General features: G+C 61.4%; 27 protein-coding genes. All 27 read right to left on the bottom strand.

Translation table 11 applies throughout. From position 1 onward, the window contains the following. Positions 1 to 341 precede the first annotated feature (341 nt). The gene (flhB, locus tag C4J93_RS18485) at positions 342 to 1478 is read right to left on the bottom strand and encodes a flagellar biosynthesis protein FlhB (protein WP_124430157.1); all 1137 of its coding nucleotides are present in this window, start codon (positions 1476 to 1478) and stop codon (positions 342 to 344) included. 3 nt (positions 1479 to 1481) lie between these two features. Continuing rightward, entirely contained in the window at positions 1482 to 2267 is a 786-nt protein-coding gene (gene fliR, locus C4J93_RS18490) for a flagellar biosynthetic protein FliR (protein ID WP_124363770.1), read from the bottom strand. A gap of 4 nt (positions 2268 to 2271) precedes the next feature. Then, positions 2272 to 2541 (bottom strand): flagellar biosynthesis protein FliQ, encoded by a 270-nt coding sequence (gene fliQ / locus C4J93_RS18495; protein ID WP_057721355.1) that lies wholly within the window; start codon positions 2539 to 2541, stop codon positions 2272 to 2274. Positions 2542 to 2545: 4 nt separating this feature from the next. Continuing rightward, positions 2546 to 3289: a flagellar type III secretion system pore protein FliP gene (gene fliP / locus C4J93_RS18500; protein ID WP_124363771.1), complete on the bottom strand. Its 744-nt coding sequence runs from the start codon at positions 3287 to 3289 to the stop codon at positions 2546 to 2548. Beyond that, the gene (gene fliO / locus C4J93_RS18505; protein ID WP_124367841.1) at positions 3289 to 3723 is read right to left on the bottom strand and encodes a flagellar biosynthetic protein FliO; all 435 of its coding nucleotides are present in this window, start codon (positions 3721 to 3723) and stop codon (positions 3289 to 3291) included. Before fliO ends, fliP begins: the two co-directional genes overlap by 1 nt. Position 3724: 1 nt before the next feature. Continuing rightward, on the bottom strand, positions 3725 to 4192 hold the full coding sequence (fliN, locus tag C4J93_RS18510; RefSeq protein WP_124371416.1) for a flagellar motor switch protein FliN: 468 nt from the start codon (positions 4190 to 4192) through the stop codon (positions 3725 to 3727). Positions 4193 to 4235: 43 nt separating this feature from the next. Beyond that, positions 4236 to 5204, bottom strand: coding sequence for a flagellar motor switch protein FliM (fliM, locus tag C4J93_RS18515; protein WP_124363773.1), 969 nt, complete (start codon positions 5202 to 5204; stop codon positions 4236 to 4238). Between the two features lie 9 nt (positions 5205 to 5213). Next, positions 5214 to 5714: a flagellar basal body-associated protein FliL gene (gene fliL / locus C4J93_RS18520; protein WP_124363774.1), complete on the bottom strand. Its 501-nt coding sequence runs from the start codon at positions 5712 to 5714 to the stop codon at positions 5214 to 5216. A 211-nt stretch (positions 5715 to 5925) separates the two neighbouring features. Next, the gene (locus C4J93_RS18525) at positions 5926 to 7218 is read right to left on the bottom strand and encodes a flagellar hook-length control protein FliK (protein ID WP_124430158.1); all 1293 of its coding nucleotides are present in this window, start codon (positions 7216 to 7218) and stop codon (positions 5926 to 5928) included. A gap of 104 nt (positions 7219 to 7322) precedes the next feature. Beyond that, positions 7323 to 7667: an Hpt domain-containing protein gene (locus tag C4J93_RS18530; RefSeq protein ID WP_124367843.1), complete on the bottom strand. Its 345-nt coding sequence runs from the start codon at positions 7665 to 7667 to the stop codon at positions 7323 to 7325. A 30-nt stretch (positions 7668 to 7697) separates the two neighbouring features. Beyond that, a complete protein-coding gene (locus C4J93_RS18535) occupies positions 7698 to 9416 on the bottom strand; it encodes a fused response regulator/phosphatase (protein WP_124430159.1) in 1719 nt (572 codons plus the stop codon). After that, on the bottom strand, positions 9413 to 9718 hold the full coding sequence (locus tag C4J93_RS18540; RefSeq protein WP_124367845.1) for an STAS domain-containing protein: 306 nt from the start codon (positions 9716 to 9718) through the stop codon (positions 9413 to 9415). Before C4J93_RS18540 ends, C4J93_RS18535 begins: the two co-directional genes overlap by 4 nt. Before the next feature lie 95 nt (positions 9719 to 9813). Further along, positions 9814 to 10263 (bottom strand): flagellar export protein FliJ, encoded by a 450-nt coding sequence (fliJ, locus tag C4J93_RS18545; RefSeq protein WP_124371419.1) that lies wholly within the window; start codon positions 10261 to 10263, stop codon positions 9814 to 9816. Positions 10264 to 10266: 3 nt separating this feature from the next. Then, the gene (fliI, locus tag C4J93_RS18550) at positions 10267 to 11625 is read right to left on the bottom strand and encodes a flagellar protein export ATPase FliI (RefSeq protein WP_124363780.1); all 1359 of its coding nucleotides are present in this window, start codon (positions 11623 to 11625) and stop codon (positions 10267 to 10269) included. After that, positions 11615 to 12379, bottom strand: coding sequence for a flagellar assembly protein FliH (fliH, locus tag C4J93_RS18555; protein WP_124430160.1), 765 nt, complete (start codon positions 12377 to 12379; stop codon positions 11615 to 11617). Before fliH ends, fliI begins: the two co-directional genes overlap by 11 nt. Before the next feature lie 10 nt (positions 12380 to 12389). After that, on the bottom strand, positions 12390 to 13406 hold the full coding sequence (gene fliG, locus C4J93_RS18560; RefSeq protein WP_057721344.1) for a flagellar motor switch protein FliG: 1017 nt from the start codon (positions 13404 to 13406) through the stop codon (positions 12390 to 12392). After that, positions 13399 to 15174 (bottom strand): flagellar basal-body MS-ring/collar protein FliF, encoded by a 1776-nt coding sequence (gene fliF / locus C4J93_RS18565; RefSeq protein ID WP_124430161.1) that lies wholly within the window; start codon positions 15172 to 15174, stop codon positions 13399 to 13401. Before fliF ends, fliG begins: the two co-directional genes overlap by 8 nt. A 16-nt stretch (positions 15175 to 15190) precedes the next feature. Then, positions 15191 to 15520, bottom strand: a complete 330-nt coding sequence (gene fliE, locus C4J93_RS18570; RefSeq protein ID WP_017134937.1) for a flagellar hook-basal body complex protein FliE — start codon at positions 15518 to 15520, stop codon at positions 15191 to 15193. 130 nt (positions 15521 to 15650) lie between these two features. After that, positions 15651 to 17027 (bottom strand): sigma-54 dependent transcriptional regulator, encoded by a 1377-nt coding sequence (locus tag C4J93_RS18575; protein ID WP_124367848.1) that lies wholly within the window; start codon positions 17025 to 17027, stop codon positions 15651 to 15653. Between the two features lie 7 nt (positions 17028 to 17034). Next, entirely contained in the window at positions 17035 to 18246 is a 1212-nt protein-coding gene (locus C4J93_RS18580; RefSeq protein WP_124430906.1) for a PAS domain-containing sensor histidine kinase, read from the bottom strand. A gap of 110 nt (positions 18247 to 18356) precedes the next feature. After that, positions 18357 to 19832: a sigma-54 dependent transcriptional regulator gene (locus C4J93_RS18585; protein ID WP_124363784.1), complete on the bottom strand. Its 1476-nt coding sequence runs from the start codon at positions 19830 to 19832 to the stop codon at positions 18357 to 18359. Between the two features lie 170 nt (positions 19833 to 20002). Then, entirely contained in the window at positions 20003 to 20299 is a 297-nt protein-coding gene (fliT, locus tag C4J93_RS18590; protein WP_124430162.1) for a flagellar protein FliT, read from the bottom strand. A 25-nt stretch (positions 20300 to 20324) separates the two neighbouring features. Then, entirely contained in the window at positions 20325 to 20729 is a 405-nt protein-coding gene (gene fliS, locus C4J93_RS18595; protein WP_124367850.1) for a flagellar export chaperone FliS, read from the bottom strand. Positions 20730 to 20869: 140 nt separating this feature from the next. Then, the gene (gene fliD / locus C4J93_RS18600; protein ID WP_124367851.1) at positions 20870 to 22264 is read right to left on the bottom strand and encodes a flagellar filament capping protein FliD; all 1395 of its coding nucleotides are present in this window, start codon (positions 22262 to 22264) and stop codon (positions 20870 to 20872) included. A gap of 81 nt (positions 22265 to 22345) precedes the next feature. After that, entirely contained in the window at positions 22346 to 22696 is a 351-nt protein-coding gene (locus C4J93_RS18605; protein ID WP_124430163.1) for a flagellar protein FlaG, read from the bottom strand. A gap of 75 nt (positions 22697 to 22771) precedes the next feature. Next, positions 22772 to 24193, bottom strand: a complete 1422-nt coding sequence (locus C4J93_RS18610; RefSeq protein WP_124367853.1) for a flagellin — start codon at positions 24191 to 24193, stop codon at positions 22772 to 22774. A 262-nt stretch (positions 24194 to 24455) separates the two neighbouring features. Further along, positions 24456 to 25385 (bottom strand): ketoacyl-ACP synthase III, encoded by a 930-nt coding sequence (locus tag C4J93_RS18615; RefSeq protein ID WP_124430164.1) that lies wholly within the window; start codon positions 25383 to 25385, stop codon positions 24456 to 24458. Between the last annotated feature and the right edge of the window lie 89 nt (positions 25386 to 25474).

Consider the following 25474-nt stretch of genomic DNA (forward strand, 5'->3'; position numbering starts at 1 on the left):
GACGCTGGCGCTGGCTACTGTCAAAGTTGACAGGTAGACGCAAACGAACATGGGTGCTAGCGAGGGGCTTCCGGTGTTTTTTTCCGCTTGCGGGGTTTTCGCAAGGTGGGAGCGGCTGGCGGGACTTCACCGCACTTGGGATCTGTCGACTGCACGGCAACCGCGTTGCCATCACGATCCCGGACAATCAAACCAATGCCCTTGACCGCATCGAACCACTTGACCGTAGCCCTATCCATCACCGCCTCCCGAGCCGCGCATGGCTGCGCAGCTCATCGCTGTATCAAACAGTGAAGGCGGCGCATTGGCTACTGTCAAAGTTGACAGGTCAGTGGGGATATTTAAGTGTCGCGACGCAAATCCGGCGGGATCGGCAGGTCCTTGAGCGGATCGGGCCGCTTGCCCTTGCCCGCCCGATACTGGCGGATCTGGTAGACGTAGGCCAATACCTGCGCCACGGCCAGGTACAGCCCGGCGGGGATTTCCTGATCGAGGTCGGTGGAATAGAAGATCGACCGCGCCAGCGCCGGTGATTCCAGCAGCAGGATGTCGTTGGCCACGGCGATTTCACGAATCTTGAGCGCGGTAAAGTCGCTGCCCTTGGCCAGCAACATCGGCGCGCCGCCCTTCTCCGGGTCGTACTTGAGGGCGACGGCGTAGTGGGTCGGGTTGGTGATGATCACATCGGCGTCGGGCACCGAGGCCATCATCTTGCGCTGGGACATTTCCCGCTGCAGTTGGCGAATGCGTTGCTTGACCTCCGGGCGCCCTTCCTGGTCCTTGTGTTCGTCGCGCACTTCCTGCTTGGTCATCAGCAGTTTCTTGTGGCTTTCCCACAGCTGGATAGGCGCGTCCACCGCCGCGATGATTATCAGCCCGGCAGACATCCACAACGCGCTCCAACCCACCACTTGCAGGCTGTGGATGATCGCCGACTCCAGCGGTTCATGGGCGATGCGCAGCAAGTCGTCGATGTCGGACGACAACACCGACAACGCCACGAACAGAATCAGGATGAATTTGGCCAAGGCCTTGAGCAGCTCCACCAGGGCCTTGGTGGAAAACATGCGCTTGAGCCCGGCCGCCGGGTTCATGCGGCTGAACTTGGGCGCCATGCTGCTGGCGGCAAACAGCCAGCCGCCGAGGGCGACCGGGCCGATCAGCGCGGCGAGCAGCAAGGTGATCAGGATCGGTTGCACCGCCAGCAGCGCGATCTTGCCCGAATGCAGCAGGTAGAGCCCCATGGAATCCGGGTTGAGCAACACCTCGCGGGGCAAGGTGAAGTTGTGCTTCATCAGCTCCAGCAAGTCCAGCGCCAGGCCACCGCCGTAGATCAGCAAGGCGCCGGCACCGGCCATCATGGTCGCAACGGTATTGAGCTCTTTGGAGCGTGCGATCTCGCCTTTTTCCCTGGAGTCCTTTTTACGTTTCTCCGTGGGGTCTTCTGTCTTGTCCTGACCACTCTCGCTCTCGGCCATGGCTCAGCGCGCCCGTGCCAGGTCACGTAAGAACTGCAAGGCGTCGGTCGCCAGCGGTTGATACTGATTGAGAATGTCAGCCAGGCCGACCCAGAAAATCCCCATGCCCAACACCAGGGTCAAGGGGAAACCAATCGAGAAGATGTTCAGCTGCGGCGCCGCGCGAGTCATCACGCCAAACGCGATGTTGACCACCAGCAACGCCGTGATCGCCGGCAACACCAGCAGCAAGGACGCGCCCAGCACCCAGCCGAGGCGCCCCACCAGTTCCCAGAAGTGGTTGACCACCAGCCCCGAGCCCACCGGCAAGGTGGTGAAACTTTCGGTCATGACCTCGAACGCCACCAGATGGCCGTTCATGGCCAGGAACAGCAAGGTCACCAGCATGGTCAGGAATTGCCCGATCACCGCCGCCGACACACCGTTGGTGGGGTCGACCATGGACGCGAAGCCCATGCCCATCTGCACCGAGATGATTTGCCCGGCGACCACAAACGCCTGGAAGAACAGGCTCAGGGAAAAGCCCAGCATGGCGCCGATCAGGACCTGTTCGGCGATCAACATCAACGCGCTGAGGTCGAGGGCGTTGACCGGCGGCATCGGCGGCAAGCCGGGCACGATCACCACCGTGATCGCCACCGCAAAATACAGGCGCACACGCCGTGGTACCAGGGTGGTGCCGAACACCGGCATGGCCATCAACATGGCCGTGACGCGAAACAGCGGCAGGATGAACGAGGCCACCCAGGTGCTGATCTGGGTGTCGGTCAAGGCCAGTAACGATTGCATCGGCTCAGCCGATCAACTGAGGAATACTGCCATACAGCTGCAGGATGTATTCCATGAAGGTTTGCACCAGCCACGGGCCGGCGACGATCAGGGTGATCAGCATCACCAGCAGGCGCGGCAGGAAGCTCAGGGTCTGTTCGTTGATCTGGGTGGCGGCCTGGAACATCGCCACCAGCAGGCCGACCAACAGGCTCGGCACCACCAGCACGGCGACCATCAGGGTGGTCAGCCACAGCGCTTCACGAAACAGGTCGACGGCAACTTCTGGGGTCATCGCGCTATACCCCTCCGAAACTGCCGGCCAGGGTGCCGATAATCAGCGCCCAGCCGTCCACCAGCACAAACAGCATGATCTTGAACGGCAACGAGATGATCAGCGGCGAGAGCATCATCATCCCCATTGCCATCAGCACGCTCGCCACCACCAGGTCGATGATCAGGAACGGGATGAAAATCATGAAGCCGATCTGGAACGCGGTCTTCAATTCCGAGGTGACGAACGCCGGCACCAGGATGGTCAGCGGGGCCTGGTCCGGCGTGGCGATGTCGGTGCGCTTGGACAGGCGCATGAACAGCTCGAGGTCGCTGGAGCGGGTCTGGGACAGCATGAAGTCCTTGATCGGGCCCTGGGCCTTGTCGATCGCGTCCTGGGCGGTCATTTTCTCCGCCAGGTAGGGCTGCAGGGCTTGCTGGTTCACCTTATCGAACACCGGCGCCATGATGAACAGCGTCAAAAACAACGCCATGCCGGTAAGGATCTGGTTCGACGGCGTCTGTTGCAGGCCCAGGGCCTGACGCAGGATCGAGAACACGATGATGATCCGCGTGAAGCTGGTCATCAGCATGACGAACGCCGGGATAAAACTCAGCGCAGTCATGATCAGCAGGATCTGCAGGCTGACCGAGTATTCCTGCGCGCCGGCCGCATTGGTGCCCAGGGTGATCGCCGGGATCGACAACGGGTCGGCGCCCAGGGCCATCGGCGCGGCCAGCAACAGCATGAGCGTCAGGAACACGCGCATTACTTCTTATCCTTCTGATCCTTGCCCAGCAATTCCATCAGGCGCTGGGCGAATTCTGGCGTGGCGGCCTCGGTCTTGGCCGCGTCCACCGGTGTCTTGAGTACGTGCAACGGGGTAATGCGGCCGGGGGTGAGGCCGAGCAGGATCTGCTCCTCGCCGACCTGCACCAGCACCAAACGATCGCGCGGGCCGAGGGCACGCGAGCCGATCAGCTCGATGACCTGGGCGTTGCCCGGGCCGATACGCTGCACGCGGCGCATCAACCAGGCCAGCACGAAAATCAGGCCGACCACCAGCAACAGGCCGAGCATCAATTGCGTCAACTGCCCGCCGACGCTGCCGACCGCAGGTGCCGCAGCCGCTTGCGCGATCGGCTCAGCCGCCAGGGCGCCCAATGGCAGCGCCAGCAACAGTCCCGCCATGCTGTACTTCATTTCAGCGCAACTTCTTGATGCGTTCGCTCGGGCTGATCACGTCCGTCAGGCGAATGCCGAACTTCTCGTTGACCACCACCACCTCGCCATGGGCGATCAGCGTGCCGTTGACCAGCACGTCCAGCGGCTCGCCGGCCAGGCGGTCGAGCTCGATCACCGAGCCCTGGTTGAGCTGCAGCAGGTTACGGATGTTGATTTCGGTGCTGCCCACTTCCATGGAAATCGACACCGGAATGTCCAGGATCACGTCCAGGTTAGGGCCGTCGAGGGTCACCGGTTCGTTGTTTTTCGGCACGCTGCCGAATTCTTCCATCGGCAGGCGTTTGCCGGCTGGCGCGGAGGCAGCGTCGGCGGCCAGCAGAGCGTCGATATCGTCCTGGCCGACATCGCCGGTTTCTTCCAGGGCCGCAGCCCACTCGTCAGCCAGGGCCTGGTCTTCGGCGGAAGTGTTTTCGTGTTCGGTAGCCATTACATGTCCTCGGCGCAGCAAACAATCATGAATAGGGGGTGCATCAGCGGCGATTGATCGGCTCAATCACCTGCAACGCCAGGTTGCCCTTGTGGGAACCGAGCTTGACCTTGAACGACGGCACACCATTGGCGCGCATGATCAGTTCTTCCGGCAGTTCGACGGGGATCACGTCGCCCGGCTGCATGTGCAGAATGTCGCGCAGGCGCAACTGGCGACGGGCCACGGTGGCGCTCAGGGGCACGTCGACGTCGAGCAGGTCTTCGCGCAGGGCCTTGACCCAGCGTTCGTCCTGGTCGTCGAGGTCGGACTGGAAACCGGCGTCGAGCATTTCGCGCACCGGCTCGATCATCGAGTACGGCATGGTCACGTGCAGGTCGCCGCCACCGCCATCGAGTTCGATGTGGAACGTCGACACCACAATGGCTTCGCTCGGCCCGACGATATTGGCCATGGCCGGGTTCACTTCCGAATTGATGTACTCGAAATTGACTTCCATGATCGCCTGCCAGGCTTCCTTCAAGTCAATGAAGGCCTGCTCCAGCACCATGCGCACCACGCGCAGTTCGGTGGGCGTGAATTCACGGCCTTCGATCTTGGCGTGACGGCCGTCGCCACCGAAGAAGTTGTCCACCAGCTTGAACACCAACTTGGCGTCGAGGATGAACAGCGCGGTGCCGCGCAACGGCTTGATCTTGACCAGGTTGAGGCTGGTGGGCACGTACAGCGAGTGCACGTATTCACCGAACTTCATCACCTGCACGCCGCCCACCGCCACGTCCGCCGAACGGCGCAGCATGTTGAACATGCTGATACGGGTATAACGGGCGAAACGTTCGTTGATCATTTCCAGGGTCGGCATGCGTCCACGGACGATGCGATCCTGGGTGGTCAGGTCGTAACTTTTGACGCTGCCGGGTTCGGCAGCCATTTCGGTCTGTACCAGACCATCGTCGACGCCATGCAACAGCGCGTCGATTTCATCCTGGGACAGCAGGTCTTGCACGGCCATGTCGTGGTCCTACTGCAATACGAAGTTAGTGAAGAGCGCCTGCTCGACCACGACTTTGCCGAGCTCTTTCTGGGCCACTTCCTGCACGCTGGCAGTGACCTTCTGGCGCAGCATTTCCTGGCCCACCGCAGTGGCCAGGCTGTCGAAGCTCTGCCCGGAGAACAGCATCACCAGGTTGTTGCGGATCACCGGCATGTGCACCTTGAGCGCGTCCAGGTCCGCCTGGTTGCGCGCCAGCAAAGTGATGCTCACCTGCAAGTAGCGTTGGCGACCGTTCTGGTTGTAGTTGGCGACAAACGCCGGCAGCATCGGCTCGAAGATTGCCGGTTGCTTGACGTTAGTGGCGGCGTCGGCAGCGGGAGCCGGCTTGCTGGCACTGCTGTGCATGATGTACCAGGTGCCACCCACCGAGGCGCCAATGGCCAGGAGCAGGCCCAGCACAATCAGCAGGATCAGCTTGAGCTTGCCTTTGCCTGCGGGGGGAGTTGCTGCGTCGTCGCTCTTCGCCATGCCAATAATCCGTCACTATTCTGGGATTCATAGATCTACGGAAAGGCAAGAGCAAGTGTTATGCCAGAGTTGTCTGGCGCCAGGGCAACACACATCAAATGTGGGAGGGGGCTTGCTCCCGATAGCAGTGTGTCAGACTCAATATCTTTAACTGATCCACCGCAATCGGGGGCAAGCCCCCTCCCACATTTGGATCTCTATTTGACTCAGGTCAGGCGTAGTAGTCGACCGCGCTGGAGCCAATCACGGTTGAGGTCACGGGCGCGACCGCTTCAGCCACGTCAACGTGACTGCCGGTGTCAGCGCTATCACCCCGCCCGCCGCGACTGCTCACGCCAGGGGTCTGGGCCTGCTGTTGCTGCTGTTCCTGCCCGCGAGACTGGTCGGACACGTTCACGTCCACCTGCCCCATGCCTTGCTGGGCGAACATCTCGCGCAGGCGCCCGGACTGGCTTTCCAGCGCTTCACGGACCACCGCATGGCCGCTCATGAAGCTCACTTGGGCCTGCTGGTCGGGCGTCATGTTGACCTTAATGTCCAGGCGCCCCAGTTCGGCCGGCTGCAGCTGGATTTCGGCCGACTTGAGGTTGGCGCTGGAGAGGTACATTACGCGGTTGACCACTTCTTCGGTCCAGCCGCTCTGGTGCATGGCCAGCGGGGCGTTGGTCACCGGCGGCAAGGCGTTGGCGGTTTTCGGCGTGGCGGCCTGGGTCAGCGCGGCGAGGCGGTTGGCGAAGTCATCCACGCGGGTGTCGCTGCTGGCGTCCTTGAGGTCCTTGAGGCCGTCATCGATCAGCGCGCCGAAGGCTTTGTCGCCGCCCTGGCCGGTGCTGTCCTTGGTGGCTTGTTGATCGACCATGGTGGCCAGGCCTGCCGCGAAGTTCTGCGCGGCGGTCGGTTGATCCAGGGGCGTGGCTGGCGCAGTTTTCTGTGGCGCCTGGCTGCTGGCCGATACATGACCGCCCTGCTCCATCGCCAAGCGTACGGCGGGCATCGCATCTAGGGGGTCGGCTTCGGGGTCGAAGGCGGGTGACTTGGCCGTGTCGACCACTGCGACGGGGGCGGCGGCGGCCGGCTGGGGCTTGTCATCTTCCACGACCGCCACAGGCGCTGGCGTTTCCACCGGCACGGCAACGGGGGTGACCGTGGCGATCAGCGCGGGGTCGACCGGCGGATCAGCCGGCGGCTGTTGCGCCAGGGACGGGTCGGCGGCTGTGTCGGCGGCGTCCTCGTCGGCCTTGGCCGGCTTGGCAGGCAAGGGATTGCCGCTATCGGCAACCGCCGGCGTGCTGGCGGCAGATTGATCGCCGGCTGCCGTCGGCGCCGACTCGCCTGGGGCGTCGGCGGTTTTCAAGGCAGGTTTGGCGCCTTGGTTGGCGAACACTTGAGCGAAGCCAGGGCCCTTGTCCCGTGGGTCCGCAGCCGCTGCCACAGGGGTGGCGGCAGGCGCTTGAGGCTTGGCCGCGGGGGCAGCCTGAAGGAGCGAATTAGGGGCGACTGGCATAGGTAAAGGTCTCCACTGCATGGGGGTCGGGGATGCAGTAACCGGAGATGGAGCAAGAGTCGGGCCAAGTCGCCCAGAAGCAGCTAAATGCGCCTTGAAATAATTCAGAGACTGAAGCGCTGCCGCTCCGACTCATACAGCGGCCGGACCAGGGCAAACTCATGATCGATCTGATCGACCAGAGCCCCGAGGTCCGCCGTCGTGCCAACGGACTCCACTTCCAGGCGCTGACACAACTGCGCCAGTCGCACCGCCCCAAGGTTGCCGCTGCTGCCCTTGAAGCTATGGGCGATGCGCCCCAGCGCCTTGGCGTCATCACGCGCCTTGCGCAAGGCGGTGACGCGCTCTTCGGAGTCATGAAGGAAGGTCTCCAGCAACCGTGGGTACTCGTCCTCCATCACCTCCTGCAAGCCCGACAGCACGTCGGGGTCCAGATGAATCTCAGCCACTTGCTCGCTCCTTGATCAAGAATCGGCGGATTATGCCAGAGCCTCCCAGCAAAACTCCACGCAGACACTGCGCCCGCCATCGGACCAGCGTACCGCGCTGCAAAGTTGACGCACCAGGCTCAAGCCGCGGCCAGACAGACGGTCAGCATCCAGCGGCCGCGCCAGCACCTCGTCAACATCGAAGCCAGGCCCGCTGTCCTCGACACGCAACGTCATCTTGCCGCCTTTTGCAGTCGGGGACACCTGCACATGTATCCGGATATGGCCGCTGTTCAATTTCGCCAGCCGCTCGTTGCGCAGGCGGTAGTACTGCGCAAACCCTTCGGCATCTTGTTTGAGCTGCGAATCCAGCCCCAGTACCCCATGTTCGAGGGCATTGGCATACAACTCGGCCATCACCGTGTAGAGCGCACCGCTCTGCTCACGCAGGCCGTGGACCTCCAACAGTAATTGCAGCAGATACGGCAATGGGTTGTAGCGCCTGAGGGTCTGCGCGCGAAATTCAAAACTCACCGACCAATTCAGCGGGCACGACTGGCCACTGTCGGAATACATAGGTTCCGCCACGCGCAGCGGTTGGCCGGACAGCAAGGTGATTTCAACCATGCTGACGTCGTCCCGTGCCTCACCGCGAAACGCCGCCAGCGCCTGCTCGATATCCTCGAACAAGCGGTCGGGCTCGCGGTTGGCGGCAAACACCTGCTGCAAACGCTCGGCGCCGAACAACTGGTCGTTGGCGTCGGCGGTGTCCAGCACCCCATCGGAGAGCAGGAACACCCGGTCGCCCAGGGCCATGGGCCAGACTTCGGTGCTGTCATCGAATGCCTGGGCCGACAGCACGCCCAACGGCAGATGCCTCGACATCAACGGCGTGCGCTTGCCGGTAGCGACCTCATGCACATAGCCCTCGGGCATGCCGCCGTTCCACACCTCCACCACGCGCCGCTCGGTGCTCAGGCACAACAGTGTGGCGCAGCAGAACATGTCCACCGGCAGGATGCGCTTGAGCTTGGCGTTCATCTCGCGCAGGGTCTGCGTCAGCCCATAGCCCTTGGCGGTCATGCCATAAAACACTTCGGCCAGGGGCATGGCACCGATGGCCGCCGGCAGGCCGTGGCCGGTGAAATCGCCGAGCAACACGTGCATGTCGCCGGACGGCGTATAGGCCGCCAGCAACAGGTCCCCGTTGAACAGTGCATAGGGCGATTGCAGGTAGCGGATATTCGGCGCCGCGTTGATGCAACCCGAATGCGCGACCTTGTCGAACACGGCCTTGGCGGTGCGCTGCTCATGTAACAAGTAATCGTTGTGACGGGCGATCTGGTCACGCTGCTGCAGCACCGTGGCTTGTAGCCGCCGCAGGCGGTCCATGGCGTTGATCTTGGCGGCCAGAATCAACTGGTTATAGGGCTTGGGCAGGAAATCGTCGCCGCCGGCGTCCAGACACTCGGCCAGTGCGGCGCTTTCGCGCAGCGAGGTCAGGAAGATGATGGGGACCAACTGCTCGCCCGCCAATTGCTTGATCCAGCGCGCGGCGAGAAAACCATCCATCACCGGCATCATCGCGTCCATCAACACCAACTGCGGGCGCTCGCGCGCAAACACCTCAACGGCTTGCTCGCCATTGGTCGCGGTGAGCACATGGTGACCCTGACGCCGCACGATGGTCGACAACAACAGCAAGTCGGCGGCACTGTCTTCGGCAATCAGGATGGTCAGCGGCTCGGATAAGGGCGCCAGGACTCTCACGAGATATCGAAAAGCTTGTCGAAATTGGAAATGGCGAGGATTTTGCGCACGTCCGTGTTGCTGTTGGTCACGCGCACGTCTGAATTATCGCCACCGGCATGGTCCCGCAGCAGCAGAAGCATGCCCAGAGCCGAGCTGTCCATATACGTGGTTTCTTTCAGGTCCACGACGTACGACTCAGGCACCTTATAGAACCGCTCGTAGGCATCACGAAATGCCTGGTGGCTGCCGAAATCGAACCGGCCCTTGATCGTGATCGTCAACTTCTTCCCATCCAGGGATACATCTGGCTCGATCGACATGTGACTGCTTCCTTGTCATTGGCACTAGACACAAGGTGTAGCAGCTGAACTGGATGTGAGCAACACAGCATTTCAAATGTGCCCTGTTTCCCTGGTTAGAACTGTTCCTGGCGGGGCAGGCGCTGGGACAGCTCATCCAGCAGCTTTTGTTCACGCTTGTCCTCAATGGCCCGCGCTTCGTCGAGATAGCGCTGCACCAATTTGCGCAAACCTTCGACGCGGGCGAACGCCGCTTGCCAGCTTTCGCGCGCCTTATCGAGGTTGTTCTGGTGCCAGGCCAGGCTCTGGCGCTGTTGGCCGACGGCGGTTTCCAGTTGGTTGAGAAAGCCCTGGTACCCCATCAGCCACTGGCCCGACACGCCCTTGCTGCCGCGCTCGATCCACTGTTGCTGATACTCGAGGCGAAAGCGCTCGAGGTCGCCCAGCTTGCTTTCCGCCAGGCGCACCTGGCCCTGGAAATAGCCCAGGCGCTGCACAGCGGTCTTTTCGGCCTTTTCGGCCATTTCCACCACCGGGGCCAGGCGCGCGGCGCGGCTGTTGGCCATGGCTTAGCCGCCTGGCGCGGGGGCGAAGATGGACTGCAGATGCGCTTCGCTTTCGCCCATGCTGATTTTGTCGTTCAGCCCCTGGCGCAGGTAGGTCACCAACTGCGGTTGCAGCGCAATGGCCAGGTCGGTCTCGCGATCGCCGCCGGCCACGTAGGCGCCAACGCTGATCAGGTCGCGGCTCTGCTGATAACGCGACCACAGCTGCTTGAAGTATTGCGCGCGGGCCATGTGCTCCGGCGTCACCACCGCCGGCATCACCCGGCTGATGGACGCCTCGATATCAATGGCCGGGTAGTGCCCTTCTTCGGCCAGGCGCCGCGACAGCACGATGTGCCCGTCAAGCACGCCCCGCGCCGAGTCGGCAATCGGGTCCTGTTGGTCATCGCCTTCGGACAACACGGTGTAGAACGCGGTGATCGAGCCCCCGCCGGCCTCGGCATTACCGGCCCGCTCCACCAGCTTGGGCAGCTTGGCGAACACTGACGGCGGATAGCCCTTGGTTGCCGGCGGCTCGCCGATGGCCAGGGCGATCTCGCGCTGGGCCTGGGCGAAACGGGTGAGCGAGTCCATCAGCAACAGGACATTCTTGCCCTTGTCGCGAAAATATTCGGCGATGCGCGTGCAGTACATGGCGGCGCGCAGGCGCATCAGCGGTGCATCATCCGCCGGCGAGGCGACGACCACCGAACGCTTGAGCCCTTCCTCACCGAGGCTGTGCTCGATGAATTCCTTGACCTCACGGCCACGCTCGCCGATCAGCCCGACCACGATGATGTCGGCCTCGGTAAAGCGCGTCATCATGCCCAGCAACACCGATTTACCCACACCGGTACCGGCGAACAGGCCCAGGCGCTGGCCGCGACCGACCGTCAATAAACCGTTGATGCTGCGGATACCCACATCCAGCGGCACGCTGATGGGATTACGGTTGAGCGGGTTGATGGTGGGGCCGTCCATCGGCACCCAGTCCTCGGCTTTCATGCCGCCCTTGCCATCCAGCGCGCGACCGGCGCCGTCGAGTACGCGGCCGAGCATGCTCATGCCCATCGGCAGGCGCCCGGTGTCGGCCAGCGGCACCACGCGGGCACCTGGGGCGATACCGGCGAGGCTGCCCACCGGCATCAGGAAAATCTTGTTGCCGGAAAAGCCCATCACTTCGGCTTCGACCTGCACCGGGTGGTAGCTGTCGTCGTTGATCACCATGCAGCGGCTGCCCATGGCGGCACGCAAGCCTTCGGCTTCAAGGGTCAGGCCGACCATGCGCAACAGGCGCCCTTCAAGGATCGGCTGGCCGGGCAACTCAGTGGCCTCGGCGTAGCTGCCCAGGCGTTTGGCGAAGCTGGTGCGGTCAAGGCGCATCGGTGGCGTCCAGATCAACGCTCAGGTCAGGCTCGGCCGGGTGCAGCACCTGCTCATGCAACTGGTCGAGCAATTTGGTCATGATCTGGCTGATGCGGGTTTCCACCGTGGCATCGATGCGGCTGTGCTCGGTCTCGACGCGGCAGCCACCGGGCTGCAACGCCGCGTCCTCGACGATGCGCCAGGTTTCTTCATGGCGCTCGCGCAAGGCTTTGACCTGCTCGAAATCCTGCGGGTTGATGTACAGCCGCACGTTGCCGACACCCAGGGGCAGCAGCTTGAGGGCTTCGCGCATCACGCTTTCGATCTGGCCGGAATCCAGCACCAGTTCACGCTGGATCACTTGGCGCGTGATGTGCTGCACCAGGCCGACCATGGATTTTTCCAGCTGCGCGTCCTGTTCGGCGATGGGGTCGAACAGGTTGCCCATCAAGCGCTCCAGGCTGGCCAATTGGCCACTGAGGGCTTCTTCGGCTTCCTGGCGAACCTTGAGGGTGGTGCTGCGAAAGCCGTCTTTTTCACCGGCCGCGAAGCCTTCGTTGTAAGCCTCCTGGCGGATGGCTTCCAACTCTTCAAGGGTCAGCGGCTGGACTTCTTCCAGCGGCACTTCTTCCATCTGTGCCGGCGGTTCCTCCACCGGCTCAGGTTCTGGCTCCGGCACGTGGGGGTCGAAGCTGGGCAACGACCAGATGTCGAACCCGCCGACATCCCGCGCGCGAATCAGGTCGCTGGGCGTCTCATCTTTGTTCGACATGCGGGGCGCCTTAAATCATTTCTTCGCCGCCCTTCCCGCCGAGAACGATTTCTCCGGCTTCGGCCATACGGCGGGCAATGGTGAGGATCTCTTTCTGCGCGGTTTCCACGTCGCTGACGCGTACCGGGCCCTTGGCTTCCAGGTCGTCGCGCAACAGTTCGGAGGCACGCTTGGACATGTTCTTGAAGATCTTTTCCTTGACGCCCTCGTCCGAGCCCTTGAGGGCCAGCACCAGCACGTCGGACGACACTTCGCGCAGCAACGCCTGGATGCCACGGTCGTCGACATCGGCGAGGTTGTTGAACACGAACATCAGGTCTTCGATCTGGCCGGACAGGGTGTCGTCGATCTCGCGGATCGAGTCCATCAACTGGCCTTCGACCGAGCTGTCGAGGAAGTTCATGATGTCGGCTGCACGCTTGATCCCGCCCAGGGTGGTGCGCGAGGCGTTCGAGTTGCCCGAGAACTGCTTCTCGAGAATCGTGTTGAGTTCTTTCAGCGCCGCCGGCTGCACGGTGTTCAGCGACGACACGCGCAGGATGATGTCCAGGCGCACTTTATGGTCGAAGTGGCCGAGCACTTCGCCGGCCTGGTCCGGGTCCAGGTAGGCCACGACAATGGCCTGGATCTGGGGGTGTTCGTAGCGAATCACGTCGGCGACCGCGCGCGGCTCCATCCACTTCAGGCTGTCGAGGCCACTGGTGTTGCCGCCCAGCAGGATGCGGTCGATCAGGCCGTTGGCCTTGTCTTCGCCCAGGGCCGAGGTGAGCATTTTGCGGATATAGCTGTCGGAGCCGACGCCCAGGCTGGTCTGGTCGCCGACGATCTCGACGAACTCGCTCATCACCTGTTCGACTTGCTCGCGGTGCACATTGCGCATCTGCGCCATGGCCACGCCGACGCGCTGGACCTCTTTGGGGCCCATGTGGCGCAGCACTTGGGCGGCGTCGGTCTCGCCCAACGACAGCAGCAGCACGGCGGCTTTGTCGACCCGGGAGAGCTTGGCAACAGCGACTCGATCATTCATCAGCGTTAATCCACTCTTTCACGACCTGGGCCACACGGCCCGGGTCTTCTGCCACCAGACTCTTGATTGCGTTCAACTGAGCGTCATAGCCTTCGCTCGGGCTCGGCAACAGGATGCTTTGCGGGCCGCCCAGGCTGACGCGGTCGTTGGCCAACTCGCCGTCCAGGCCACCCATGCCGCCCAGTTCGACGTCGCTACCGGCCAAGGCCAGTTGTTTCTTGCCATGCCCGGTGATGTTGTTGAGTACCGGCCGCAGCACACCAAATACCAGCACCAGGATGAACAACACTCCCAGCACTTGCTTGACGATGTCCCAGAACCACGGCTGGGTGTAGAACGCCGGGTCGGCGATCACTTCGCCGCGCTCGGCGGAGAATGGCATGTTGATTACGCTGACACTGTCGCCACGGCTGGCGTCGAAGCCGACGGCGTCCTGCACCAGGCGGGTGAAGCGCGCCAATTCGTCGGCGCTCCAGGGTGCGCGGGTAACGGCACCGTCAGCGGCGTTGACCTTGACCTGGTCATCGACCACCACCGACACCGACAGGCGATTGATCTTGCCCTGCTGCTGCTTGGTGTGGCTGATGGAACGGTCGAGCTCGAAGTTCTTGGTGGACTGGTTACGCTTGTCCGCCGGGTACGGCGCGAGCATCGGCTGGCCGGTAGCCGGGTCCATGATCTGCTGGCCGTTGGCGTCCAGCAGCGGTTGGCCGGCTGCAATCGCGCCAGCGGTGGCAGCGGCGCCACCGGTGGTTTGCGGGGCGGAAGCAGGTGCCGGTGGCTGGTTGCTCAGGGCCCCCGGTACGCCTTGCGGGCCGTTGCTGGCGGTGCGTTGTTCACTGGTGGATTGCTCGCTGCGCAGGGCGGGCTGGTCCGGATTGAATTGCTCGGACGTCGATTCGACGGCGCTGAAGTCTACGTCGGCAGATACTTCAGCCTTGTAGCGGTCGTTGCCCAGCACCGGCTGCAGGATGTTATGCACGCGCTGGGTGAGCATGCTTTCCATGCGACGGCTGTAGTCGAACTGCTTGCCGGCCTGGGTCAGCGCGGAGTTTTCGGCCATGTCGGACAGCAGGTTGCCCTTCTGGTCGACCACGGTGATCTGCGACTTGCTCAACTCCGGCACGCTGGTGGCCACCAGGTTGATGATCGCCAATACCTGGCCAGGCTCCAGGGAGCGGCCGGAAAACAGTTCGACCAATACCGAGGCACTCGGCTTGCGTTCGTCACGCACGAACACCGAGCTTTTCGGGATGGCAAGGTGTACGCGGGCACCCTTGACGTTATTCAGGCTGGAAATGGTCCGCGCCAGTTCGCCTTCCAGGCCACGACGGTAGCGGGTGGCTTCCATGAACTGGCTGGTGCCCAGGCCCTGGTCCTTGTCGAGGATTTCAAAGCCGATATTGCTGTCGGACGGCGTGACGCCGGCGGCCGCCAGTTTCATCCGCGCACGCGCCACATCGTCGGCCTTGACCAGCAAGGCACCAGAGTTGGGCTCCACGGTGTAGGCGATGTCGGCGGCGGCGAGGGTTTCCATGATCTGCTTGGAATCCATGCCCGCCAGGCTGCCGTACAGCGGCCGGTAATCAGGCTGCTGCGACCACAACACCACGGCAAAACCAATCGCCACGCTGGCAGCCAGGCCGACCATCAGGCCCACCTGACGCAACATGGTCATTTCGGAGAGGTTTTCCAGGAACGACAGGCCAAACAGCGGCGGCTTGCCGTCTGTCTTGGCGGGTACGTTGTCCACGACTGCTTCTGCCATGACTTAAATCTCGCCCTTAAACCGGCATCTGCATGATGTCTTGGTAAGCCTGAACCAGCTTGTTACGCACTTGGGTCAAGGCCTGGAAGGAAACACTGGCCTTTTGCGAGGCGACCATCACATCGGTGAGGTCCACGCCGCTTTTACCGATCTCGAACGCGGTCGCCAACTGGCTGGACGCCTGCTGGGTATCACTGACTTTATTGATTGCCTGACCGAGCATGTCGGCAAAACTGCTTTGGCCCAATTCCGGCGCTGGCGCGACAGATTTCGGTTGAGCCATGGCATCCATTTGCATGGAGCGCATATCCAACATCAACCGATTGAACTCAATACCCTGGCTCATGACCTTCTCTCTCCGACGACCCGCAATTTTTTGACACTACGCAGCGGTTACCAGGGGAGGTGCAACAAGGGTGCCAGCTTCGTTGCGACTCGTAAGAAAAGCCGACAAAGCTTGTCAGTCTAGGCTTTGCTCAGGTGGCGAAAAGATACGCTTCCACATCCATGCCCGCGTCGCGCATCTGCGCCAGCTTGTAGCGCAGGGTGCGCGGGCTGATGCCGAGGCGCTCGGCCGCTTCTTTGCGGCGGCCGCGCTCGGCGCGCAGGGTGTCGATGATCATCTGGAATTCGCGCCGGCGCAGGTCATCGCCCAGGGCGCCGGCCGATTCGGCTTCGGCAAGCACCGGTGCCGGCGCCAGGCTCGGCAACGGCGCCACGCCATTGCCCATGGCCAGGCAGAAATCCTGGGGCTGGATCAAGCCGCCCTGCTGCAGGATCAGCGCGCGCTGGATCGCATTGTCCAGCTCGCGCACATTACCCGGCCAGGGGTAAGCGACCAGGCAGGCCTGGGCCTCGGCCGATAGCCGCGCCTGGGCGTGTTTCATTTTTTTGACGTGGTTGTTCAGCAGGCGCTCGGCCAGGGGAATGATATCGGCCGGGCGTTCGCGCAACGGGCGCCAGGCCAGCGGGAACACCGACAGGCGATAGAACAAGTCTTCGCGAAAGCGCCCCGCCGCCACTTCGCCCGCCAAGTCGCGGTTGGTGGTAGCGACCACGCGGATGTCCAGCTGGATCGGCTTGCGTGCGCCCACCCGCTCTACTTCGCGCTCCTGCAACACGCGCAACAACTTGGCTTGCAAGCCCAGGGGCATTTCCGAGATTTCGTCGAGCAGAATGGTGCCGCCGTCGGCCTGTTCGAACTTGCCGGCCTGGGCTGCGATAGCCCCGGTGAACGAGCCCTTCTCATGGCCAAACAGGGTGGCTTCGAGCATGTTGTCCGGGATCGCCGCGCAGTTGATCGCGATAAACGGCTGCTGGGCACGGCTGGATTGCTGGTGGATATAGCGCGCCAGCACTTCCTTGCCGGTGCCGGACTCGCCGGAAATCAACACCGTGGAATCGCTGCGTGCCACACGGGCCGCCAATTCCAGCAATTGCGCGCTGGCCGGTTCGAAGGCGATCGGGCCCTCACCCGCCACCGCCGAGATGACGCCCAGGGCATGCCGGGCGACCAGTTCGATCAGCGCCTTGGGCTCGAACGGTTTGACCAGATAATCCGCCGCCCCCTGGCGCATGGCGTCCACGGCCCGCTCCACGGCGCCATGGGCGGTCATCAGCAGCACCGGCAATTGCGGCTGGCGTGCGCGCAGCAGGCCGAGCAACTGGTGGCCGTCCATGCCGGGCATGTTCACATCGCTGACCACCAGGCTGAACGCCTCCTGCTGCACCGCCTCCAAGGCCTCCTCGGCAGAGCCGACCGCGCGGTAGTCATGGCCCGCCAACAGCAGCGTGTCAGCCAATGCTTCACGCAGGGCGCGATCGTCTTCAACCAATAAAACCTTGATAGCCATGATCCTTTTACTCCGCGCTCGCCGCGCTGGAAAACAGCGGCAAGGTCATCAATGCACAGGTGCCGCGCCCCAACCGGGAGCGCAACTGCAATTCTCCCTGATGCGCACGGGCCACTGCCTTGACCACGGTCAGGCCCAGGCCGGTGCCGTTGGTCTTGGTGGTGAAAAAAGGTTCGCCCAAGCGCTGCAGCACGGCCGGCGCGATACCGCTGCCGCTGTCGCTGATGCACAGGCGCAGGGTTTGCTCGCGGCGATATAGGTGCACCTTGAGGCGTGCACCGGGGCCGCTGGCCTGGGTGGCGTTTTCGATCAGGTTGAGCAGCGCGCCGACCAGGGTGTCACGGTTGCACAGCAACTCGCCGTGGTGGCTGTCGCACTGCCAGCGCAGGCTGGCGCCCTGGATATGCGTGGCCGCCGCCGCTTGCAGGACCTGCATCAAACCGGCCGGGGTCAGGCGGTCGGTCAACGGCAATTCGCCACGGGCAAACACCAGCATGTCGCGCACCTGATGTTCCAACTCGTGCAGGCGCTCCTTGAGACGCCCGGCAAAACGCTGGTGGGTGGCCGCCGGCAACTGCTCATCAGTCAAATGACTGGCGTAGATCAACGCCGCCGACAACGGCGTGCGGATCTGATGCGCGAGGGACGCGACCATCCGCCCCAACGACGACAATCGCTCATGCCGCGCCAGTTGATCCTGCAGGTGACGGGTTTCTGTCAAATCGTTGAGCAGCACCAACTGGCCCGGCTCAGCATCCAGGGACCGAGTGGCGATGGACAGGCGGCGCCCGTCTTTAAGGGACACTTCGTGGCCGTCATCCTCACGCGGCGCGAAGCAGCGGGTGATGACGTGGCGCCACAGCTCGCCTTCCAGCGGCAGGCCGAGCAAGTCGCAGGCCGCCGGGTTGGCTTCGCGCACACGGCCCTGGTCATCGATGACGATCACGCCACCGGGCAACAGCGAAAGCAGATTCTGCAGGCGGTTGGCCAGGCGTTCTTTTTCGGCCAGTTCCTGCATGCGCTGGGCGCTGACCACCGCGAGTTCGCCTTTAAGCTCGGACACCCGGGCTTCAAGCAGACTGTAGGAATCGGTCAGCTGGCTCGACATCTGGTTGAACTGCGAGAACGCCTGTTCAAGACCCTGACGGGTCGGCGGCTCTACAGGCGAAACCAGCCCCTGGATGGCAGGGGCCGGAGATAGTTGGGCGGCGTGGGGCATCATGCTCTCTCGCTTGGCTGACCGTCAGTTAAACGGAACGTTGCGAGGGCTGTAGCAATACCCGTGCCGAAAAAAAACTACCTAAGAATCAAGCGGTTGAAAAACAGGCGTCAATCATCCGCCTGTTCATCGCCCTCTTTGCGGCTCATACCGTACTTGCGCATCTTTTCCACCAGGGTGGTGCGACGGATACGCAGGCGCTCGGCGGCACGCGCGACGATGCCGTTGGCGTCGTCCAGGGCCTGCTGGATCAGGCCTTGTTCCAGGTTGCCGAGGTAGTCCTTGAGATCAAGGCCTTCCGGCGGCAGCATGGCCGTGGCGCCGAAGTCCGGCGCATGGCCGTTGATCGCCACGCGTTCTTCCATGTCGCTGCGCAGGCTGTCGACCAACTGCTCGTCTTCATCGTCGACGTAGCGGAATTTCTTCGGCAACTCGACCACGCCGATCACACCGTAGGGGTGCATGATCGCCATGCGTTCCACCAGGTTGGCCAGCTCGCGGACGTTGCCCGGCCAGCCGTGGCGGCACAGCGACATGATCGCGGCGGAGTTGAAACGGATGGAGCCGCGTTTTTCGTGCTCCATGCGCGAGATCAGTTCGTTCATCAACAGCGGGATGTCTTCCACGCGCTCACGCAGCGGCGCCATCTCGATTGGGAATACGTTGAGGCGGTAATACAAGTCTTCGCGGAAGCTGCCGACCTCGATCATGCTTTCGAGGTTCTTGTGGGTCGCGGCAATGATGCGCACATCCACGCTCTGGGTCTTGTTGCTGCCCACGCGCTCGAAGGTGCGCTCCTGCAACACGCGCAGCAGCTTGACCTGCATTGGCAACGGCATATCGCCGATCTCGTCGAGAAACAGCGTACCGCCATTGGCCAGTTCGAAGCGCCCGGCACGGCTGGTGATCGCGCCGGTAAAGGCGCCCTTCTCGTGGCCGAACAATTCGCTTTCCAGCAGCTCTGCCGGGATCGCCCCGCAGTTGACCGGCACGAACGGCCCGTCGCGACGCTTGGAATGGTAATGCAGGTTGCGCGCGACCACTTCCTTGCCGGTGCCCGACTCGCCCAGGATCAGCACGCTGGCGTCGGTGTCGGCCACTTGCTGCATCATCTGGCGCACGTGCTGGATCGCCCGGCTGGTGCCGACGAGGCTGCGGAACAAGTTGGGTTCACGGTGACGGCCGCGCTCGCGGGCCTGGTCGTACATCTCGCGATAGACTTGGGCGCGGTGCAGGGAGTCGAGCAGCTTGCTGTAGCTGGGGGGCATTTCCAGGGTTGAAAGTACCCGGCGGCGCTGGTCTTCAGGCAGGTCGACGGAAGAAATATCGCCCATCAGCAACACGGGAAGGAACTCATCCCAGGTTGACAGTGTCTTTAACAAGCCCAAAACAGCGCCAGGAGCGTTTACCGTCCCGATCAGCACACAAATGACTTCACGGCTCGACGCCAACGAGCTGACCGCCTGCTGCCAATCATGGCTACCGCAGGGCAAATTTTCTTCACCGAGAAAATTTAAAATCACCGCTAAATCGCGGCGGCGGACGCTATCGTCATCGATCAGCAGAATTTTGGTTTCACGCCACATGCAATAGCAACTTCCCTAGTAAAACTTCCTGCCCCGGAATGAGGGCAATCAAGACGTCTGTAAGACTTATCTTCTACTAGACGTCTGAAATCTGAAAACAGCACTAGTTAAGTCAAAAATGCTGGCACAGTCAAATATATGACGCGCCGTTCGGACCAACCGCGCCCCTATCAGCCGAACAGATGGTAAACCTTTGACGCATTTTTCGCTTGGTTGATCTGCGACATCTCTTCGAATATCGCCTGGCGCTCGCCGGTCGTCACCTCAAGCAACTGCTGGTACACCGCCAACAGTGCCTCCAGCTTTTCCCGCAACGCATCCTCGTCCACCGGCGCTTCGCTGAGCACGTTATCGATCACATTGCGACAGCCCAGGTCCAGCTCGCCAATGGCGTCCCAGTTGCGCGCAGCCAGTGCGTCGACCAGGGCTTCACGGGTTTCATCAATGCGTTGCAGTGCGTGGCTCATGACGTGCTCCTTAAGGCTTCAGGCCTTATTCTGCTACTGCCTGTTGCGCCGCAATGGCGTCCCAGCCTTCTTTTACGGTGATCAGCAAACGAGCCACTTCGTCGATCATGTCGGCGTCGTTATGCAGGTTCGCTTCCATCAAGCGGTTAGTCATATATGCATACAAACTTTCCAACTGCTGAACGTAGGCCGGGTTATCACTCTTTTCTGCATCCAGGCCGTCACGCAGGCCGATCACGATATCAATCGCCTTGCCGAGCATCAGGCCCTTGGCAGCGATGTCGCCACGCGCCAGCGCCCCTTTGGCCTGGGCCATGCGGTCCAGACCGCCTTCCATCAGCATCTGCACCAGGCGATGCGGGCTCGCCTCGGAGATCTGGGCATGGGAATTAACCTTCTGGTATTGGCGAAGGGCTCGCATGGGATTCATGGTTCTACCTCGTGACAGGCGACAGCGAAAAGGATTTCAGTAACCATTATGTCGACTGGGCTGCTAGAAACTTTAACCCCGATGGTCCTGTAAAAAACAAAGCCCAGGTCAGATGACCCGGGCTTTTTTCATGCATTCAGTCAATTGTTTTTCTGGTTGTTCAGCGCGTTGAGCGTGCCCATGATGTTGTTACTTTGCTGGCGTAACTGGGCGACCAGCGAATCCATCGCCGCGTATTTGCGTGTCAGGCTGGCTTGCAGATCCGCCACATGCACGTCTAGTTCCGCCTGGTCCTTGCTCAAGGTCTTGAGACTATCGGATAGAGCGGTCGTGCGCGTCGCGAAGATACCGGTGGTCGCTTTGGCATAACCTTCAGTGGCATTGGTCATGCGTGCCAGCAACCCGGTCTTGCCGCTGAACATACTGCTGATATCTGCCGAGTTGGTCAGCGCAATCTTGTCGAAGGTTTTGTCATCCATGGTCAACAGACCGGTACCGGAGTCGGTACTGATACCGAATTGTGCCAGGGACTTGATGGTGCCATTCCCGGACAAGGCGTTGAACTCGGCGCGCAAGGAGCTTTGCAGCGAGCGCATGTTGGCGTCACCGGTCAAGGTCGCCGATACCGAGTTACCCGCCGCGTCCTTGGTCACCTTGGTTTCGGCATTCATCGCCTTGAGCAAAGCGTTATAGCTGTCGACAAAGCCTTTGACCCCGGACTTGAGCGCCGCGGTGCTGGTACTCACGGAAATCGTCGTGGTTGCCTTCGGCCCGTCCGGGTCCTTCGTATCCACGGGCGGTGAAACCGACAGCAGCTTGATGCTGACCCCGCTCACCGCGTCCGTGATGTTGTTGGTCTTGGACGTATAGGGCACGTTATCGATGGTGTACTCGGCGTTCTGCGGCGTATCGATCACTTTGTAGCCGGTATCAATACCCGAGTTGCCCGACAACGTCAGGTCCGAGCCGACGCCACCCGTGGTGGAAGTCAACACCATGCGCGAGCCGGTGGAGTCGGTAACGATGTTGGCACTAAGCCCGACGGTGCCGAACTGGGTGTTGATCGAGTCACGCACCTGCTGCAGGGTTGCGCCCGGCGGCACGCTCAGATCAAACTTTTTACCCGACTGGGAGATGGTCAGGGTGGTTGCGGTATCGCCCTTGTTAACCACTGTCGAAGCGCCGCCAGCCAGGGTGACCGTGGACAGTTTGGAAGGCTGGGCGAGTTTATTGACCACCAGGTTGAAGCTGCCGTTGGCAGCGCCCTGGGCGGTGGTCATGGTCGCGACCTTTTCATTTGACGAAGTGCCGGTCAGGCCACTGAAGCTGTTGTCGTCGGTCATGCTTTTGATGGCGCCACGGAAAGCGTCCAGCGCCGACTGGATTTTGCCGATCGACGACAGCTGGGTAGTCGCTTTCTGTGACTGGGTATTGATCTGGGTCTGCTTCGGCGCCCGATCGGCGTCGACCAAAGCTTTTACGATGCCCTGGATGTCGATGCCAGAACCCACACCGTTTACCGTTGTACTCGCCATCGTCTTTCTCCTAATACGGCTGCTGGCGTTTTCTTGACGAACCGCACTTCAAGAAAACAGCGCAACAAGTTTCATGCCAGTTCAGACCTTTTCATCGAACAGCACATGACTGGCGGTGGCCAGATTTTGTGCCAGCTTCAAGGCCGTTTCCGACGGAATCTGGCGGATCACTTCACCACTTTCAGTGGCGATGACCTTGACCACGACCCGATGGGTGGAATCATCAATGGAAAAATCCAGTTTGCGCTGGGCCGCTTGTACGAACTCTCGAATATCGGTGACTGCTTTTTCCAGGTCAGCCCGTTTCGGCTCACCGGCGGTCGGCACGATCGCCTCGACCTTGGTTTTGTCTTTGTCCGCAACCACCGTGGTGGCCGGGCCTTGAGGGGCTACCGGTGGATAAGACGAGGCCAGCTTTACACTCATGTCCATGTCCAATCTCCTCTACAACCGAAAAGACGAAAGGGCACGTAAACGCGCCCTTCCGTCAGTTACCAAGCGCCGTTATTACTGAAGCAGCTTCAGTACAGCGGATGGCAGTTGGTTGGCCTGCGACAGGATCGCGGTAGCAGCCGACTGCAAGGTTTGTTGCTTGGTCAACTCAGCTGTTTCAGCAGCGAAGTCGGTGTCTTGAACGGTGGAGCGTGCAGCGGTGGAGTTTTTCTGAATGTTGGTCAGGTTGTCTACAGTAGTGGTCAGACGGTTCTGAACAGCACCCAGGCCCGAACGAGTGCTATCGATGCCGCCGATAGCCTTGTCCAGTACCGCGATAGCAGCCTGTGCGTTGAAAGCGCTGCTTACGTCGGTCTGTGCAACAGTGGTCTTGGCCGAAGCTGCGGCAGTACCTGCTGCGGCGAACAGACCGGTCACACCAGCACCGTTCAGCGCGTAGCCTTTGGACGAATCCAGGTTCACTGCACCGGTAGCGATCAGGCCGTCGGCCAGAGCGACGCCGGTACCGAAGGCACCTTTACCGTCTTTGGTAGCAACAGTGATCGAACCGGCGTCAGTGGAGGCGCTGAAGTTCAGGTTCTCACCGGAGTCGGACTTGACCGACAAAGTGCCTTTGGATTCGTCATAGTTGACGCTGATACCCAGTTTTGCAGAGTTGGATTTCAGTTGGTCAGCCAGGCTGGCGGTATCGGTTACACCGGTGAAAGTGGTGGCTTGGCCGCCAACAGTCATAGTGAAGGTAGCAGGCGCGGTCTTGGCGGCAGCACCCACGCTGAATTGAGCTTCAGTGCTGGCGGAAGCGCTCAGGCCACCTACAGCGCCGTTCAGTTGGCTGGCGATGGTTTTCGCCGATGCGCCTGCTGCTACGGTAACAGTAGCGGTCTGGCCGTTACCGGTGATACCGATATCGCCACCGGCAACACCTGTGGTGCTAGGTGCAACGCCGACGCTCTTGATCTGCTGCGAGCCGATGTTGTTAGCAGCAACGTTGTCCAGGGACAGGTTGATGGTTTCGTTGGCATTGGCGCCAACCTGGATGGCTTTGGTGCCGTACGAACCGTCGAGCAGTTTCTGGCCACCGAAGGTAGTGGTTTGCGAGATACGGGTCAGTTCCGAAGTCAGCGCCTGGTATTCTTCCTGGTTGGAAGTACGGTCAGCGTCGCTCAGGGAGCCGGTAGCCGAGGACAGAGCCAGGGTACGCATCTTTTGCAGAATGTCGGTCGAAGCCTGCATTGCGCCTTCAGCGGTTTGCGCGATGGAGATACCATCGTTGGCGTTCTTTACAGCTTGGCCCAGGCCGTTGATTTGGCTGGTCAGACGGTTGGAGATCTGCAGGCCCGAGGCGTTGTCTTTAGCGCTGTTGATGCTCAGACCAGTGGACAGACGCTGCATGGAGGTTTGCAGCGAGTTGGCCGCTTTGCCAAGGCCGTTCTGGGTAGTGATGGAAGCAATGTTGGTGTTTACTGTTAAAGCCATGACGAAATCCTCGATGGATGGATACTGCGGCTTCCGGCCCTGGCAACCGCCGGGAGTGGCCTGAGAACCTACGTAATAGTTATCGTCGTGGTAGCCGGTTGCTTGAGGGTTTTTTTGATTTTTTTTACTAGCCCTGTGCCAGCCCTTGCATTTCAAGGGGTTAGCACTGCCGAAAACCCAGGGTTTATTGGTTTTTCTGGCGCCAAATAAAAAACGCCGATGATCTTTCGATCATCGGCGTTTTGTTATGCGCTCTAAAGGGTCAGGGGCGATACAGAATCGCCGAGCCCCAGGACAGGCCCACGCCAAAACCGCTGATCGCCACGCGCTTCCAGGTGGCGTCCATCACGTGTTTTTCCAGCAGCAACGGAATGCTCGACGACACGGTGTTGCCGGTCTCGACCATGTCCTTGATGAACTTGTCCACCGGCGCATCTTCAAAACGTCGCGCCACGGCGTCGACAATCGCCGCACTGCCCTGGTGAATGCAGAACGCATCGATGTCATCGGCCTTGAGGTCCGACTCGTCGAGCAGCTCGTGCAAATGCGCCGGCACCTTGAGCAGGGCGAAGTTGAACACCTGGCGGCCGTTCATGAAGAACACGCCATCGCTTACCTTCAGGTGCGGCGCACCGGAACCGTCGGTGCCGAACTTGGATTTGCCCAGCAACCACGGCGCGTCTTCGCCCATCCAGGTGGCGGTGGCGGCGTCGCCGAAGAGCATGGTGGTGTTGCGGTCTTCCGGGTCGACGATCTTCGAATACGGGTCGGCGGTGATCAGCAGGCCGTTTTTCAGGCCGGTGGCTTCCATGAAGCCCTTCATCGCGTAGATGCCATAAACGTAACCGGAACAGCCCAGGGAAATATCGAAGGCGGCCACGTGGGTTGGCAGGCCCAGTTTGTCCTGGACGATGGCTGCGGTGTGGGGCAGCCCTTCTTCATCGCCGTTCTGCGTGACCACAATGACGGCGTCGATGGACTCGCGCTTCAAGTCCGGGTTGTTGGCAAACAACGCGTTGACCGCCTCTACACACAGATCGGAGGTTTCCTGCGTGGCTTCCTTGCGCGGCAGGAACGCCGAACCGATCTTGCCAATGATGAACTCTTCATCCTTGGCGAATTTGGCACCCTGGGCGTAGTTATCGATACCGTCCGCCGGCACGTAACTGGCGATGCTTTTTATGCCAATCATTGTGGCTTCCCAATACTAAATAGCTGGAGAACACCCCAGGGACTGCGCCCGAAGTGCTGACAATAAAGGGGATAACCCCATAAAAATTT

The sequence above is a fragment of the Pseudomonas sp. R2-37-08W genome, assembly GCF_003851705.1.
GTDB lineage: Bacteria > Pseudomonadota > Gammaproteobacteria > Pseudomonadales > Pseudomonadaceae > Aquipseudomonas.